This window comes from Rhizobium sp. WSM409 (assembly GCF_057653825.1).
Map to the genome: position 1 here is coordinate 3,187,947 of NZ_CM172794.1, position 15,151 is coordinate 3,203,097.

The 15,151-nt window shown below is 59.8% G+C and carries 12 protein-coding genes and 2 pseudogenes; 5 read left to right on the forward strand and 9 right to left on the reverse strand.

What is annotated here, in order from left to right:
- Window positions 1–16: 16 nt before the first annotated feature.
- Window positions 17–265 carry a type II toxin-antitoxin system ParD family antitoxin gene (locus tag AC25BC_RS15965; protein ID WP_012758560.1) on the forward strand — a complete coding sequence of 83 codons (249 nt, stop codon included), beginning with the start codon at window positions 17–19 and terminating at the stop codon, window positions 263–265.
- Complete coding sequence (locus AC25BC_RS15970; protein WP_128438236.1) at window positions 262–570, forward strand: type II toxin-antitoxin system RelE/ParE family toxin; 309 nt, start codon at window positions 262–264, stop codon at window positions 568–570. Before AC25BC_RS15965 ends, AC25BC_RS15970 begins: the two co-directional genes overlap by 4 nt.
- On the opposite strand, the gene AC25BC_RS15975 is transcribed toward AC25BC_RS15970, so the two are convergent.
- On the reverse strand, window positions 564–3,959 hold the full coding sequence (locus AC25BC_RS15975) for a response regulator (RefSeq protein WP_128438237.1): 3,396 nt from the start codon (window positions 3,957–3,959) through the stop codon (window positions 564–566). The genes AC25BC_RS15970 and AC25BC_RS15975 overlap by 7 nt on opposite strands.
- Before the next feature lie 320 nt (window positions 3,960–4,279).
- Between AC25BC_RS15975 and AC25BC_RS15980 the strand changes: the two genes are divergently transcribed.
- Window positions 4,280–4,588, forward strand: coding sequence for a hypothetical protein (locus tag AC25BC_RS15980; RefSeq protein WP_113548388.1), 309 nt, complete (start codon window positions 4,280–4,282; stop codon window positions 4,586–4,588).
- Window positions 4,589–4,715: 127 nt separating this feature from the next.
- Here the strand turns inward: AC25BC_RS15980 and AC25BC_RS15985 are convergent, their stop codons facing one another.
- Together AC25BC_RS15985 and AC25BC_RS15990 are read right to left on the reverse strand one after the other, a co-directional pair.
- Complete coding sequence (locus AC25BC_RS15985; protein WP_128438238.1) at window positions 4,716–6,101, reverse strand: MFS transporter; 1,386 nt, start codon at window positions 6,099–6,101, stop codon at window positions 4,716–4,718.
- 196 nt (window positions 6,102–6,297) lie between these two features.
- Window positions 6,298–7,245, reverse strand: coding sequence for a dihydrodipicolinate synthase family protein (locus tag AC25BC_RS15990; RefSeq protein WP_027683480.1), 948 nt, complete (start codon window positions 7,243–7,245; stop codon window positions 6,298–6,300).
- A 162-nt stretch (window positions 7,246–7,407) separates the two neighbouring features.
- On the opposite strand from AC25BC_RS15990, the gene AC25BC_RS15995 reads away from it, so the two are divergent.
- Both AC25BC_RS15995 and AC25BC_RS16000 read left to right on the forward strand, forming a co-directional pair.
- Complete coding sequence (locus AC25BC_RS15995) at window positions 7,408–8,436, forward strand: LacI family DNA-binding transcriptional regulator (protein ID WP_128438239.1); 1,029 nt, start codon at window positions 7,408–7,410, stop codon at window positions 8,434–8,436.
- A 155-nt stretch (window positions 8,437–8,591) separates the two neighbouring features.
- Window positions 8,592–9,707, forward strand: coding sequence for a DNA alkylation repair protein (locus AC25BC_RS16000; protein ID WP_128438240.1), 1,116 nt, complete (start codon window positions 8,592–8,594; stop codon window positions 9,705–9,707).
- On the opposite strand, the pseudogene AC25BC_RS16005 reads toward AC25BC_RS16000, so the two are convergent.
- The 6 genes and pseudogenes from AC25BC_RS16005 to AC25BC_RS16030 all read right to left on the reverse strand — a co-directional run.
- Window positions 9,704–10,345 (reverse strand): annotated as a pseudogene (locus AC25BC_RS16005) (type IV secretory system conjugative DNA transfer family protein); the annotation flags it as partial. The gene AC25BC_RS16000 and the pseudogene AC25BC_RS16005 sit on opposite strands and share 4 nt — an antisense overlap.
- Before the next feature lie 210 nt (window positions 10,346–10,555).
- Entirely contained in the window at window positions 10,556–10,702 is a 147-nt protein-coding gene (locus tag AC25BC_RS16010) for a hypothetical protein (protein ID WP_409565984.1), read from the reverse strand.
- A gap of 177 nt (window positions 10,703–10,879) precedes the next feature.
- On the reverse strand, window positions 10,880–12,721 hold the full coding sequence (locus AC25BC_RS16015) for an FAD/NAD(P)-binding oxidoreductase (protein ID WP_128438241.1): 1,842 nt from the start codon (window positions 12,719–12,721) through the stop codon (window positions 10,880–10,882).
- A gap of 125 nt (window positions 12,722–12,846) precedes the next feature.
- The gene (locus tag AC25BC_RS16020) at window positions 12,847–13,527 is read right to left on the reverse strand and encodes a hypothetical protein (protein WP_206642357.1); all 681 of its coding nucleotides are present in this window, start codon (window positions 13,525–13,527) and stop codon (window positions 12,847–12,849) included.
- 36 nt (window positions 13,528–13,563) lie between these two features.
- Window positions 13,564–13,647: pseudogene (locus AC25BC_RS16025) on the reverse strand (DUF2200 family protein); the annotation flags it as partial.
- Between the two features lie 162 nt (window positions 13,648–13,809).
- Window positions 13,810–14,847 carry a hypothetical protein gene (locus AC25BC_RS16030; RefSeq protein WP_128438242.1) on the reverse strand — a complete coding sequence of 346 codons (1,038 nt, stop codon included), beginning with the start codon at window positions 14,845–14,847 and terminating at the stop codon, window positions 13,810–13,812.
- Between the last annotated feature and the right edge of the window lie 304 nt (window positions 14,848–15,151).

Genomic DNA, 15,151 nt, shown 5'->3' on the forward strand with positions numbered 1-15,151 from the left:
CCCGAGAGGAACCAATATGGCCAGCAGCGCGAATCTTGGACAGCAACTCGAAAACTATGTGAACGAACTCGTGAAATCGGGTCGTTACAACTCTCGCAGCGAAGTTCTGCGGGAAGGTGTTCGGCTTGTCGAGGAGCGGGAAAAACGGCTGATGGCGCTCGATCTGGCGATCGGCCAGGGGATCGCCGACGCGGAATCAGGCCGCTTCAAGCCCATCAGCGATGTCGCCGCGCGCCTTTCAGGCAAATATGACGATCGTTCGTGATCGTCCTCATTACCGCGCAGGCGGAGGCGGATCTCGAACGTATTGGCGACTATATCGTTGAGGTCGATCCGCAGCGGGCGGCAAGCTTCATTCACGAACTGCTGGCACGGTGTGAGCGTCTGGCGCAAATGCCAAACGGTTTTTCATTGGTTCCACGCTACGAACATACCGCCGTTCGCCGCCGTCCTTACGGCAGCTATTTGATCTTTTATCGTGTCGGCGAGGATCGTATCGAGATCCTGCATATCCTCAACGGCGCTCAGGATTTCGAGAGCATCCTGTTTCCCGAAGGTTCAGATCAGTAGCTTGTGCGCTCCGGCTGCTGCTCGCTCGTTCCCAGCCACTGGCGGATTTTTTCCTCGAGCAGTTCGGGGCTAATCGGCTTCGACATGTAGTCGTCCATGCCGGCATCGAGGCAGAGCTCGCGGTCACTTTCGAGCGCATGGGCGGTGACGCCGATGATCGGCACCCGGTGGCCGTGCCCCTTTTCCCTTTCGCGGATCGTCTGGGTCGCCTGATGGCCGTTCATGACGGGCATCGAGACGTCCATCATGATGATGCGCGGCGTATACCGCTCCCAGGCGGCGACCGCCTCCTCGCCATTCTCGACGACGAGGAAGGAGAGGCCTGTTCCCTGCAGGATCTGCGTGAAGACGATCTGGTTGACCTCGTTGTCCTCGGCAACGAGCACGTCGACGAATTCAGCGGCGCGTTTCTGCGGCACGGGCGCTGGCGCCGGCACGATCGCTTCCGTCTGCAGCCGGGCGATCTCGGCCTCGGAGACCTGCTTGACGCGGCTGGCGCGCACCACCTCGACGACGGTGTTGCGCAGCACGTTGGCGCGCGCCGGCTTCATCAGATGCGCGTGGCCATTCAGTGCTGCGAATTCCTTTTCTGTGCCCGAAATATCCATCGACGTCAGGAAGATGATCGGCAATTCGACGAAGCGGGGATCGGCGCGCAGCTGGCGCGCGACATCGGCGCCGTTCATATCAGGCATGTGATAGTCGAGCACGACAGCGTCGACGGTAACGCCGAGATCGGCCGCCGCCTCCAGGATCGCAAGCCCGGTGCCGCCGCCTTCGGCGGCCACGCCGTCAAAGCCCCAGAGCGAAAGCTGCTCGGTGAGGATTCGCCGGTTTACTTCATTGTCATCGACGACGAGGATACGCGCACCCTGCACGTTGATCGGCAACGGCTTCGGCTCAAGGCGGGCGGCCGCCACCGCAAACGGCAGGTTGATGGTGAAGACAGAGCCCTTGCCCCATTCACTTTCGACGTTGAGATAACCGCCGAAAAGGTCGACGAGCCCGGCGGTGATCGCAAGACCGAGGCCGGTTCCTTCATGTCGCCGGGTCGATGAGGCGTCCACCTGCGAGAATTTGTCGAAGACCGATTCAAGCTTCTCCGGCGGGATGCCGATCCCGGTATCCTCGATGCGGATGCTCGCCATGATATCGCCGCCGGCGGCCGGCTGGAAGCCGACATCGACGAAGACATGGCCCCGCTCGGTGAACTTGACGGCGTTGCCGACAAGATTGGTAACGATCTGGCGGAAACGCCCGGCGTCGCCGATTACGGCGGCGGGCAGATCGGGTGCAGCCCGCACCAGGAGCTCGATGTTCTTCTCGGCAGCGTGCGAGGACAAGAGCGTCGCCACGTCCTCTACCGCTTCGGTGATATCGAAAGCAGCTTTGCGCAGTTTCATCTGCCCGGCGTCGATCTTCGAAAAATCGAGGATGTCGTTGATGATCGTCAGCAGCGCGTTGCCCGACTTGACGATGATGTCGACGAAGGTCTTCTGGCGGGTGTCGAGATTAGTCTTGGCAAGCAGCTCCGCCATCCCAAGCACGCCGTTCATCGGCGTGCGGATCTCATGGCTCATATTGGCAAGGAATTCGGATTTGGCGCGGTCGGCAGCCTCGGCGCGCGACAGCAGCTGGCGCAACTCCTCCTCGCGGCTCTTGAGTTCGGTGACGTCAGTAAAAAGCGCCACCCAGTGCTGCCCCTTGCTGACCGTCGCATCCATGTTCACCCAGCGCTCGCCGCCGACATGGAAGACGGTGGAAATCGGCAGCCTGGCCGCGATATTGTCACGCCAACCCTGCAGGATTTCGCCGGCGGCATCGTGGAAATCGCCACGCGCCGCGCAAAATTCGAACATGCCGATCCAGCCCTCGCCGGGCTCGAGATAGGTGGCCGGAATCTGCAAGATGTCAGAAAGCGCCTCGTTGGACATCTTGATGATGCCGTCCTGAACAACGGCTAGGCCCTGCGGCATGGCATGGGTCGCATCGCGCATCATTTCGCCGAGCCGCTCCAGCGCGGCACGGGCCTCGTGGATCTCCTTTTCCCGCTCACGCACGGCCGTGATGTCGGCATAGGTCAGCAGGATCCGGTCGTTCGAGATACGGCGGCTATCGAAGATGACGGATTTGCCGCCCGCCCAGCCGAGCTCAATCGGCTCGGGCTCCTCGGTCTCGAACAGATGCTTGCGGAAATCGTAGATCTCCTCGGGCGTCTGAGTGCCGTCGTAACGACCGAGCTCATAATTGCGGCGGATGACGTCGATGAACGGGCGGCCGTCGAAGGGATCGTCGAGTGGCAGCTCCCAGATGCCGTAGAACTCGTCGTTGACGTAGAGGATCCGGTGGTCGTTATCGAGGATCAGCACGCCGACCGGCAGCGAGCGCAGGATATTCTCGATATCCCGGTGCAGCACCTCTTTGTGTTTCTGCGCTTCGATCAGCGCCTTCTCTCGGTCCTTGAGTGGCGAGATGTCCGAAAAAGAGCCGACGACATAGGGCCGTCCGTCCGCTGTCACGACGCGATTGACGCGCGAAAGGACGGAATAGATGTGGCCGTCCTTGCTCGGCAACAGGCTTTCGATTTCCTTAGACGTGCCGCCTTCCAGCGCCAGCAGGTTTTCCTGATAGATCGCCTCGCCGCCGTCCAGCCCGAACATTTCATGTTCGGTCAGCCCCAACACCCGGGAACGGCTATGGCCGCTGAAGGTCTCGTAATACTGGTTGGCATAGACGAGGCGATGCTTCTCGTCGCGCACGAAGGCTGCCACCGGCAGGTCCTCCAGAATGGTGCGCAGCAGGTCGAGTTCATTGACGCTCTCGTGCCAGGCCGCGTCGCTGACAGCCGCAGGCTTTGCGTCGTTGCGATAGGCGGCATTGACGACCAGGGGGCGGCCATCCCCCGCAAAGATGCCAATCGGATAGTCGAGCTGTTCCAGTGCCTCGCGCACACGAGCGAAATCGGCAGCGACGCCGGCGTCGCCCGTCATGCCAGGATCGCTAGCGATCCCTGGATCGCCGATCGCCCGGCGCGTCGGTTCGCGCACTTCAAAAATGCCGAGCACGTAGGCCCGATCCAGCGATGGCGAGAAGCTTTCGATCTGGATGCGTTCATGACTGAGGCCCGCCGCATCGAAGCAGATGGCGTTTTCCTCGGTGCCGAACACCAGCGTTCGGCGTTCCTTATCCTCACGATCCTCTTCCTCGGGGCGATCGAGGAGCTCGCGGCTGCGCCTGCCGATGAAATCGGAAATCTCGCGGCCCAGAAAACGGGCATAGGCCTCGTTGACGGCGACATAACGCAGCTCGCTGTTCTTGACATAGGCCGGGGTATCCAGATCAGCGATCCGGCGGCAAGCCAACTCAAGAAGTTCCCCGGCTGATTTCAAAAAATATCGCTCCCGCAATGAATGAAATATCGACTAGAAAAACTATAACGCCAAGGCTTTTAACAAGGTTTTAACCATAAATTTCGACAGCGGAATTTTAGGAGCCAGGCTCACCAAGCTGAAGACAATTCGAGATTACCAGCCCCGGCTTGCACGAGACTGAAAGGACGCCCGCCATAATTCCTTTCGATGTCGGGATCCGCTGAAATCATGACGAAAATTTAATGCCAAAACCGCTTGCGCGGCCATTGCGCCGCCGCGATCCGGGCCGAGTCTCCGGCATGGCTTTATGGAAGCCATGCCCATGAAAGGAAAATACTATGTCCGTTCTTCATAAGACCATGGCGACGGGCTTGATCACGCTGACCTTTGCCGGCGCCTCGCTCGCCACCGCCACCACCGCCGATGCCCGTCCACGCGATGCCTTCTGGGGCGGCCTTGCCGCCGGCGTCGTCGGTGGCGCCCTGCTGTCGGAGGCAGCCCGTCCCGCCTACCCGGTCTATCCGGCCTATCCCGCTTACCGCCCTTACCCCGTTTACCGTACCTATTACCGGCCGGACTATTGCCACTTCGAATGGTTGCACGACGATTGGGGCAATCCCCATCGCGTCAAAGTCTGCCAGCGATAGCGAAAACCGCATCCGGCGCCGCTTGACCCTCCCGGCGGCGCCGACCCAGTGCCCTCAACGGCGACCAAATGAAACTGGCGGATTTCCATCCGCCAGATCAAAGCTGAGCAGATCGCATTTTCAACCGTTACGGAGAAAGCTCCTCCAACACGCGGTCCTTGGTTTCGACCGCAAACAACATCGTGACGATTGCACCGACAATCAGAATGGCTGCGAAGCTCGCAAAGACATACTGGATGCCCATGGAAGACATCACCGTGCCGACAAGGATCGGGCCGGCCGATGATCCCAGGCGAAGCCAGGCACTGCCGGTTCCTGTTCCCAATGCCCTGAGGCGCGTCGGGTAGATCTCTGCCGAGTACAGGTAAAGGGAGAATGTGACAGTCTGGACGATCGCATAAGCGAGACCGGCTAGGACCAAAACCTGGATGGGAGAGGTCGCGCCGAGCCATGCGAGAGCCAGCAGCGGGACGGGAGCGAGAAGCAGCGCTCCCGTGTACCAGCGCTTGCGTCCCACCTTGTCGATGAGCAGCGCGCAGATGACGGCGGCGATTACGCCTCCGACCGATGTCAGGAAACCATAAAAGATGCTGGTTTGAAGCGGGAGGTTGAAGACCTGTCGATACAGGGTTGGCAGCCAGGTGATCGTACCGTTGGCAACCGTATAGGCCGTGAACCACATGGCCCAGATGGAAAGCGTCCGCTTCAAGTAGACGCCCTGGAAGAGTTCGCGCCAGTCCGACTTGCGGCGGACCGGCGCCTGGATGAGCTTCGGTTCGGGCAGTTCCTTGCCGGCTGCACGAGCACTTTCTTCCATGCGGGTGACGATAGCGTTTGCTTCGCCGTAGCGGCCGTTGGCAGCTAGCCAACGCGGTGATTCCTTCAGGAACCAGCGCAGAGGAACCATGATGATTGCGGGAACGAGGCCGACGACGAACATCGCCTTCCAGCCGTAAACCGGTACCATGAAATAGCCGATCAGCCCGGCGCCGACGAGGCCCATCAGGAACATGACCTCATAGAGGAGGAAGAACTTGCCCCGCCCCTTCGATCCGATCAACTCGTTGATGTAGGCGCTGGCGACCGGGACCTCGCCGCCGGTGCCGATCCCCTGGACGAAACGGAAGGCCATCATCATGCCGGCCCCGGCAGCAAACAGGCATGCGACATCCATGCTGACGAACAGCAGGATGGTGAACAGAAGAACTTTCAGCCGACCGACCTTCTCGGCGAGCCAGCCAAACAGGATCGCACCGATCAACTGTCCCAGATAACCCATCGACAGGATCATGCCGGTCTGTGAGGGGGTCAGGCCCCACTCGCGGACCAGGACGGGCATGGCATAAGCGATGGCGATGACCGTGTAGCCGTCGAAGAACGTTGCGGCGCCGACGATGTTGCGCGCCCAGAATACCTCGCGGGTGATGGGAAGACGCTCCAGACGAGCGCTGATTTCGGCCTGAGGATCAGCGGCATTCGCCGTCTCAGCCGGTATAGGCTGCATGACATTCATTGGTTCCTCCTTCTCGCCCCGTGGCCTACCACTCTCCCGGCCAGGGGCGCTCCTGCTTGATGGTTGCTACTGCGCGTCAGTTCGTTCTGTCAGGGCAATGGCCTTCAAAGACGTTCAAATCTGCCTTGGCGGGCCCCATGGTTTCCTCCTCCCTTCGCAATGCGCCCCTGCGACCTGCGCAGGGGCGTCAAAGAGGTCACTCGGCAGCCAGCAACTGGTCAACGCGACCGATACCGGCGGCGTCGAAGGCAGCAAAGATCTCCGCTTCGGCCTTTTCGCCAAGGCTCTTCAGCGGCTCGCGGATCGTGGCGTGATCAAGGATACCGCGGTGGACGAGGCCGAGTTTCAGGGCCACGGTGCCTTCCATATGAGAGCCGCGGTGATAGACGGCACGCGTCACCGGAAGAAGACGTTCGAAGATCTTGCGCGCTTCCGGATAGTCCTGCGCCTTGCCAGCTTTGATCAGGTCGATCAGCAGTTCCGGCGCGATATTGCCATAACCGACGAGCAGACCGTCGACATCGAACATGGTTGGCAGCAGCCATTCGTCATGGCAGCTCAGAACCTGCAGCTTTGGATTGGCCTTCTTCAGCTCCGGAATTTCGACATACCAGCGCTTCATATTGCGCACGCCGTTCTTGGTAGCGACGACGCCTTCCTGGGTAGCAATCGCAAGCTGTGTATCCAGATCGTATGATGCCTTGGTGGCGTCGGGATACTGGAACAGGATGCACTGGAGGCCAGACTCCTGCCAGATTGCCTTGTAGCGATCCTGAGGCGCTCCCTTCTGAAAGCCGAAACGCAGCCAGCCGTGGTTCGGATAGACGAGTGCGCCGGTGGCACCGGCAGCCTTGCATTTCCTGGCCTCTTCAGCGGCGACCTTCGTGCCCTCACCGGTAATCCCGGCAATGATCGGAACGGCACCGTCGACCGCTTCGACATAGGTGCGGATGAGAGCAAGGCGCTCCTCTTCCGTGAGGAAAGTGCCCTCGCCGGCATGGCCGAGGATGACGAGGCTTTTGACGCCTTCCATCGAGACCAGCCATTTGGCGAGTTTGGCGTTGGCTTTGTGATCAACTTCACCGTCGCGGGTGAAAGCGGTAACGGGGGCCGGGCTCAGCCCGCGCATATCCATCGGTTGCATGTTGGTCTCCTCCTTCGTGCGATCGCAGTTCGCTCGCGATCGATATAGGATCGTTTACGGGAACGTTCCCACTATCGTTCTCGAAACCTCTGGAGTCAATATCTTTTTTGGTGCATGCTGAGAGAGCGGCGGCGTCTTGCTGACTCGATTGGAAAAGGCTCAATGAATTCAAAGACGGATGAAGTTCCGGGGCAGACCCGCGTCACTATTCACGGCGTCGCTGCCGCAGCCGGTGTCTCCAAATCTACCGTGTCCCGCATACTGGACGAGAGGCTACCCCGCTCCGACAGCGAGACCGCGCGGCGCGTGCGCAAGGTTGCCGAAGAGCTGGGATACGTTCGGGATGTTTCCGCAGCGAGCCTTAGGCGCGGCAACACAATGACAATCGGGGTGATCGTGCCCAGGTTGACGGATACGGTCATGGCCATGCTTTACGAAGCACTGGCCAAGGCTTGCAGCCGTAGTGGCCGCTTCGCCATTGTCGCAACGACCGACGACAAGCCAAAGGCAGACCGGCTCGCGGCCGAGTCTCTGCTGAAGCGCGGTGTCGATGGACTGATTCTTTCGACAGCGCGGGAAGACGATGACTTTCCGGACGAGCTGGCAAAACGCGGTATTCCTTATGTCCTGGCACTCCGGACGGATGGCCACAGCCTCTCGTCGGTCGGCGATGACCGGCTCGGTGGTTACCTCGCGGCACGCCACCTCCTCGATCTCGGCCATCGCAGAATTGGCGTCATTGCCGGTCCATCCTATGCCTCCAGTTCGCGGGGCCGAGTGGAGGGTTTCCGGCACGCCCTGGAAGAAGCTGGACTGAATGCGTATCCCTCCTACATCATTCCCTCGACTTTCGGCATCGAGTCCGGTGCGGTAGCCGTCGAGACACTGATGCATCTTAGTCCGCGCCCAACCGCTATTTTCGCCGTCAACGACAACACCGCCATCGGCGCCTTGTCGGGACTGACGAAACTTGGCCTTTCCGTGCCGCAGGACATCTCGATCGTAGGCTATAACGATATTCCGATTGTAAGCCACCTCCCCACACCGCTCACGACGTTGCGGGTGCCGTTTGAGCAAATTGCATCAAACGCCCTTGATCTTCTCGCCGGTGACAACAGCCCTGCCGACGAGCGTATTCGGATCTCGGCTCCAACCCTCATTCCAAGGAAATCGACGGCACCGATACGCTAAAGCTCGCGTCACACGCACACCCCCACTATCTGCACACGATTGCTCGAGTGGGTGCGATCACTCTATTCTCCGACAGCAAATCGCCAGATGTTTCGCAGACCATGCCGCCCTCATGCGGCCGGCATGCGGCGGTCGCATAAAGAGGAAGGACCAGCATGCCGGAACCGCTCAAGAACCTGCTGCATGAAGCATTGGTCGGCGATATGGCCGATCGCATTGCCAGCAACGCGCCGACCTTCGATAAAAACCGCTTCGTGATGCTGGCGACCGACGGCCTCGGAGCGCGGGAGCTGATGGAGCGCTCGGCCCTGATCCGCGACGCGCTGTTTGCCACCCTTCCCGGCGATTTCCGGGAGGCCGCAGCCATTCTGAAGGCGAGCCTGCCTGCCGCCGGCAGGCCGGGGCTCTCCGGCTGGATGCTGCTGCCGGTCAATCAGTTCATCGCCGCGCGCGGCCCCGATCATTTCGATCTCGGTCTCGATCTCCTGAAGACGCTGACGCCGCATTTCACAGCCGAATACGGCATCCGCCCCTTTATCCACCGCGACCAGCAGCGCGCACTGGCCATCATTTCAGCCTGGGTCGACGATCCCGATCAGCATGTGCGCCGGCTGGCTAGCGAGGGAACGCGGCCGCGCCTGCCCTGGGCGATGCGTCTGACGCAGCTCGTGAAGGACCCGGCGCCGATTCTGCCCATCCTGACCGCGCTGATGGATGATCCGGAGGATTATGTGCGCCGATCCGTGGCCAACAGCCTGAACGACGTCGCCAAGGACCACCCGGATCTGGTCGCCGCCTTCATCGCCAGTCATATCGACGGCGCTTCAGCCGAACGCCGCTGGCTGCTGAAACATGCCTCGCGCACGCTTCTGAAGAAAGGCCACGCGCAGGCGCTTGCCAATTTAGGATTCGCGGCGGCCGCTTCGCTCGAATGCGAACTGCGGCTCCGGAATGCTGAGGTGATGTTCGGCGAAGGGCTGGATTTCGAAATCCGGGTGACCAACGCCGGCGAGCGAGCGCAGTCGCTGATGATCGACTACGCCATTCACCACGTGAAGAGCGACGGCTCGCTCTCACCCAAGGTCTTCAAATGCAAGGCGATCTTGCTCGCTCCGGGGCATAGCCATACAATTGAGCGCCGCCACGCCATGCGGCCGATCACGACGCGACGCTATTATCCCGGGCAGCACCGCATCACCATCCTCGTCAACGGCGCAGAAAGCGCGTCGGAAAGCTTCATCCTAAAAATGCCGTCGCCCAAGCCGACCTAGAGCTCGATGCCATCGCGCGGATCGAGCGCGGCTTGGCGCGCGACCTGGCGCATGGTGTCCCGCAGTTGGCTGTTGCGGGCGACGTCGTCGTCCCCGTCGTCGACAGGATCGAGCTCGAATTCGTTCTCGATCGGCGCCTTCTTCTCGATCGACTGGATTCGGTTCAATTCTGGCTGGCGGCGGCGCTCGGATTCGGTCGTGTCTTCGTCATCGGAGCTGGTCGGTGTTGCTGCTGCTGGAAGCTGCTGCGACGCCGGCAAGGAGAGCTTGCTCCAGTCGTCCGCCGATCCTTGGTCGGATGTGCTGAGCGCGGGCGGCGGCAGGATGCGTTCCTGAAAGCGGCGATCCTCGAAGTATCGCGTCTTCTTCGCCCGTATCGGCGGCGTACCGGCGACCATGACGATCTCGTCGGCAGACGGGAGCTGCATGATCTCGCCGGGGGTGAGGAGCGGCCGCGCAGTCTCCGACCGCGATACCATCAGATGGCCGAGCCAGGGCGAGAGGCGATGGCCAGCATAGTTCTTCATCGCCTTCATTTCGGTGGCGGTGCCGAGCGCGCCGGATACGCGCTTAGCGGTCCGCTCGTCGTTGGTGGCGACACTCACCCGGACATGGCAGTTGTCGAGGACCGAGTTGTCGGCCCTATCTCGTCCGGCCGCGCCCAGCGCGCCGAGCCATAGGTCTCCACATTCTTCGCCTCTCGCGCGCCAGACGGACATACCGATCGCGACGGCGATCGTGATGAAGCTGCCGGACGCCGCGATATAGGCGCCCTCCACGAAAACCTTCGGCGAGTAGGCGTCGTAGAAATACCACCACCAGAAGAAGGCGGGCGGATAGTAGATCGGTCAGCCGCCGAGCTCGAACCGGGCCGGGCCGAGCTGGGGTTGGAAGCCGAGCCTGTAAGCGGTCCACTGCGTCGCTGCCCAAGTGGTCAGCAGCACGATCAGGAAGACGATAAGGATCTGGCCCCAAAGAATTTTCGTACCCGACACGACTACCTCCCTTCAGATAAAGCGGAGAAGTCAGGGCAGCCATTCAATGGTTTCAAGGCATCGCGATGCGCTGGCGCTGAAATGGCGGTCATTGGCGTGCATTTGGAATAAGTCGATGTTCTATCGGGAGATGCGACAGGCGACCATAGACTAGCGATAACTTGCATATTTCTGAATCTATAAGCGATCCCGATATGCAGGATAGTGCCCCGTTCTTATAGCCTGACTCAGCCAAGTCTGGGGGTCTTTGTAGCGCGGATCCTCGTTCCATGGATTGGGATCGGCGCGCAACATTTCGGCAATATAGAGTGGCTTGAAAATGGGATTGCTGGGATCGGTTCCGCGTCGTCGCTGGACGACAGGCGCCCGCGCCTTGACGCGATGAGTCCCCACTCGAATGTTCTGCCAGATCTGCGGTCTGTCCGTGGGCACAGAGTATGTTGGATAATCCAGCAGAAAGTCCCCTGGATAGGGATCGCGCAGGTTCCCCATCGACAACTGCTTACTCGGCTCTCGCCGTCCGGGTCCGTAACGGGTCACAACGCGGTCGAAGACGTCTGAGGTGCCGTCGCCAAATATCACGCGCGTCTGACCACCCGATATGCGCTCGGTATCGACAATCCGCCCCCTTCGATAATGCACATTCGGCAGCCCCATCATCACATGGGTGAGCCAAACATTGTAGGGGGATAGGTTGCGCGTGAAGGGCGTCGGCGTGAGGCCGTTCAGCACAATTTCGGTACCCGGGCGAAGGCGCTTACGCAGCGTGCGTAAATTGAGCAGCCGCGCCACCTTTACTGGTTTCATCAGCGCAGCAATCTCCAGGCTGAGCGCGTCGTCAACTGCCGGGCCGACAGCGGCACGTACCGCCAATTGCTCTTCCAGAGACAAGGCCAGAACGAACGCTTCACGCTCGTCTTCGGGTATCGTAGAGGACTTCCTTCCCGGGAAAGCAATTGCGATGCGCTCGGCAAGTTCCGCTTCAATTGCGTCAAAAATCGATTTGGACGAGTCACTCGGCGGCGACTCGCTTCCATGATTTTTTTGCCAATACTGCAGATACGACCAGTGGCCGAGCCACCAGCATAGCTCTGAGATCAACCGCCCTTCGAAATCAACAATCTCGTCGCTGTGGAGGACGTTGTTGATCCGCTCCAGGCCCACATCCAATATTGCCTCTAGGCCCGCCTTGGGTGGCCAGAAATATGTCACCATCTCATGCTGAAAGTCTGCGATGGCATAGTGCATCAGTTCGATCACGCCGCTATCGCCGCAACCGGAGACCAGAACGCGGCTTTCGGGCGGCAGGTGATCGTAGATGAGGCGATGCCCACCTTCCCAGTAGCTGTAGTCAGCCAGCTCGAGGGGGTTCGCTTCCGGACCGAAGCCGGTCGCATCGATAAGCAGGTCTACGACAAGGGGCCTCAGCTTAGCGTCGGTCGGTGCTTGAAGTTGGACGATGACCTTGTCGTCCATCTCCGAGATTGCGTTTGGTTCGACTTCACAGTCATGGATGGTGAAAATCGGCAATTTGGACGCATAGCGGTCAAACTCCCGCAACCATGCGCCTGCGACATCGCTAGCAACGCCGGCTTCCCATTCGAAGATGGCGGGTTTATCGATATGCGCCGTATAAGAAGGGTCGAACCCCTTGCGCAGGTCGCGCGAATTGAGGTTCTGCGAGAGAAAGCGTTGGCTCTTGTCCAGGAACCGATGAAGCAGGCGGCTCTCCTTTTCGAGGATATAGACGATGACGTCGTGGGCGATCGCGAGCGAACAAGCCAGCATAATGCCTGAAAACGAACCGCCGACGATCGCGACGACATCCCCCTTGCTGACCTTCCGCCGGTGGCCGAGGGCCCAAGCGAGATTCGTGCAGCGGACCTGCTGATGAACGATCGAAATGTTCTGCTGCGAAAATCCGGTCGCCGAATATACTCTTGCGCGCCCGACCGCCCGCGCCTCGCCAAGCATATCCTCCGCAATGATCTTCAGACGTTTGCGATCTGAAATCGCCATGCGGTCGCTCCCTTTTTCCAACTCGCCGCTAGCCGGCTCCGTGCGGCAGATGCACTGAAGATTGTGAGGACGGATTCCTGATCGCAGGTCCAACCCATCAAAATGCGACTGCGGTTTCGCGCATGTCAGTCTATCATCCCGAAAGGCGGTTCGGTGACCGCCATCGGTTGCGTATCGACGCGACCCCAAAAGCGAAGACCTGCTCGAACATACCGTTTTACATCGCCAGCCCGAATGCGAATCTGTTCGCTGTCAGGTGATGGTCCAGCGTTGATGTCTACATATTCGCTCGGGTCGTAGATCCACAGTTGCGGCGCGACCTTCCGCAATTCATCGCTTGTGCGCCCGTCGCCGTGGCGGACGACATTTGCTACGAAAATTGCCTCCACCAGGTCCTTTCGCATGTCATCTCGAGCACCATCGACCTGCTTGGCGTCGAGGCACTTATCCAGTAGCTTTTCGAAATCGCCGTGCTGGATCTCGCGCGGGTTTTGAGGCGCGAACAGATGCAGCGCCCAATGACGCACCTGCCGCTCGAACAAGCCCGATACCACCAGCACGAACGCCTTGGCGGCCTCGTTGCGCGTATGCGCTTGGACTTGCGCCGCCATGAGATCGAGGTTCTCATTCATCGAATTCGTCATCGCGATTTCTTCTAGTACCGGCTCTAGTAGGTCGGCCAGCACCGGCGCGACGACATTCAGGTAGAATCGGGAGAGGTTGGCTTGAAATATCCGCGGAAGTTCGATCTTAGGGTCATTCATGAAGGTTTCCTGGGACCCCGGCAAAGCGGGCGTCGTGCCCATGCTGTCTCTTTTTTAGAAGCGTCCGACGTGATCGCGTCATTTCCGCAAGATCTTCTCCATCGCCTTGCCCTTGGCAAGCTCGTCGATCAACTTATCGAGGTAGCGGATTTCCCTCATTAGCGGGTCGCCGAGATCAAGCGGACGATCTCGGCTGAACGCGCGATCTATGCCGCTGAGCCGGAGCTTTGAGTGCCGCTTGCGCATGACGTCGACATACTGCTCAACTTCGATCGTCTATAATCCCGATGGTCAACTGCGTATTTGTCTTCGTGAACGGACGAATCAGTGGGTTTGCGATAGCGAATACATATATGCCATCGGGTGCTTCGTCATTGTCTCGCGCTGCTTGCGATTGAAATTGAATCCGCTGCTGAAGAAATCCGTGACCGCCTTGGCAATGTCCTTCCATTCGGAACCGGCGGCTGCAGCTGCGCCAGCGGTCAGGGCCACGGGCAAGCCGAGCCCAGAGGCGAGGGAGGCGCCCGTTACCACCGTCGCGACGACGACCGGCTTCATCAAAAGATCCAATTTGTTAGCGCCAAGCGCTTCTCGCAGATCCTTGAGGTCGAACTCCATCTTCTCTTTGAATTGCCGATTGAGTTCGTCGCGTTCGAATTGATCAAGGGCCTTACCCAGCGCAATTGTGTGCGCATGGACTGCGTCGGCATAAGCATGCCGCATCTTGGTAAAGTCACTCCCGCGGCGTTCGGACGCCTCGCGCTTTCGCAGCGCGATCAGCCTCTCAATAGGGATGCTCGTCGCGTCGATCAGATCAAGGGTGATCGGAACAACTTCGGCTTCCGTCGCGGATCGCTTATCCCCGCTTCCGATCATGCCATAGGCCATTAGTCGATCGGTCACGCGCGCGAATTGGGAACCGGCGCACGCGTCCGCGAGCTTAGCCATAACAAGCAAGCCGCCTTCCTGCGTGAAGGGATAATCCCCGTTCGGAAGCGGCAGATCGGTGAGACGGTGGCTGCGCATCAGGTCCCAGGTCTGCTCCGAGAGCTTCTGCGGCCAAATTTCATATGGGTCGCTCGGCTGGTCGACTTGACCGACATAATAGAGGTCAGGCGGAAGTGTCCCGGCCTTCAACGTCGTCTCCATATCGATGTGCATCCGCTTCCGCTGCGCGTCGTTCGGCACGATCGAGGCGCCGATCAACTCCCAGGCCTCCGCCATGTCTTGGCGATCCAAATAGTCAGGTCGGTAATGCTTCATCGGAACGATTGTGTGCAGCTTGTCCCAAAGCAGCAAGGACGACTGCATGATTGGGCGGCTGTGAACCTGGGATCGGGGATAGTAGATGGCGGATCGCATGGTCGGCTCCGAGTTGGCATCGGTACAATCTACCACGCTCCATATAAAGCTGGTAGCAACGCGATATTTTGAAGTTTTTCGTTGAATCGAAGGGCGGCGTCGGTCGGGCCGAACAGCAATTTTCTCAAACTTGAACGTTCACTACCACAACGTTTAACGGACGCAATTGGTCAACTCTGGCCATTCGCTGAACTTCGCCTAGGCTTTCTTGTGCACTGCACTTGACTTTCCACGCGAACTAGCCCAAATGCGGGTCAGCTTTCACCCTTCCGGCCGCCGCGTGAGCGTGCCCCTGCTGAAAAAT

What these genes read in the sequence shown, in the direction of transcription:
- AC25BC_RS15965 (WP_012758560.1), top strand. Translation starts at nt 17, where the DNA reads ATGGCCAGCAGCGCGAATCTTGGACAGCAACTCGAAAACTATGTGAAC.
- AC25BC_RS15980 (WP_113548388.1), top strand. Translation starts at nt 4,280, where the DNA reads ATGTCCGTTCTTCATAAGACCATGGCGACGGGCTTGATCACGCTGACC.
- AC25BC_RS15985 (WP_128438238.1), bottom strand. Translation starts at nt 6,101, where the DNA reads ATGAATGTCATGCAGCCTATACCGGCTGAGACGGCGAATGCCGCTGAT.
- AC25BC_RS15990 (WP_027683480.1), bottom strand. Translation starts at nt 7,245, where the DNA reads ATGCAACCGATGGATATGCGCGGGCTGAGCCCGGCCCCCGTTACCGCT.
- AC25BC_RS15995 (WP_128438239.1), top strand. Translation starts at nt 7,408, where the DNA reads ATGAATTCAAAGACGGATGAAGTTCCGGGGCAGACCCGCGTCACTATT.
- AC25BC_RS16000 (WP_128438240.1), top strand. Translation starts at nt 8,592, where the DNA reads ATGCCGGAACCGCTCAAGAACCTGCTGCATGAAGCATTGGTCGGCGAT.
- AC25BC_RS16015 (WP_128438241.1), bottom strand. Translation starts at nt 12,721, where the DNA reads ATGGCGATTTCAGATCGCAAACGTCTGAAGATCATTGCGGAGGATATG.
- AC25BC_RS16020 (WP_206642357.1), bottom strand. Translation starts at nt 13,527, where the DNA reads ATGGGCACGACGCCCGCTTTGCCGGGGTCCCAGGAAACCTTCATGAAT.
- AC25BC_RS16030 (WP_128438242.1), bottom strand. Translation starts at nt 14,847, where the DNA reads ATGCGATCCGCCATCTACTATCCCCGATCCCAGGTTCACAGCCGCCCA.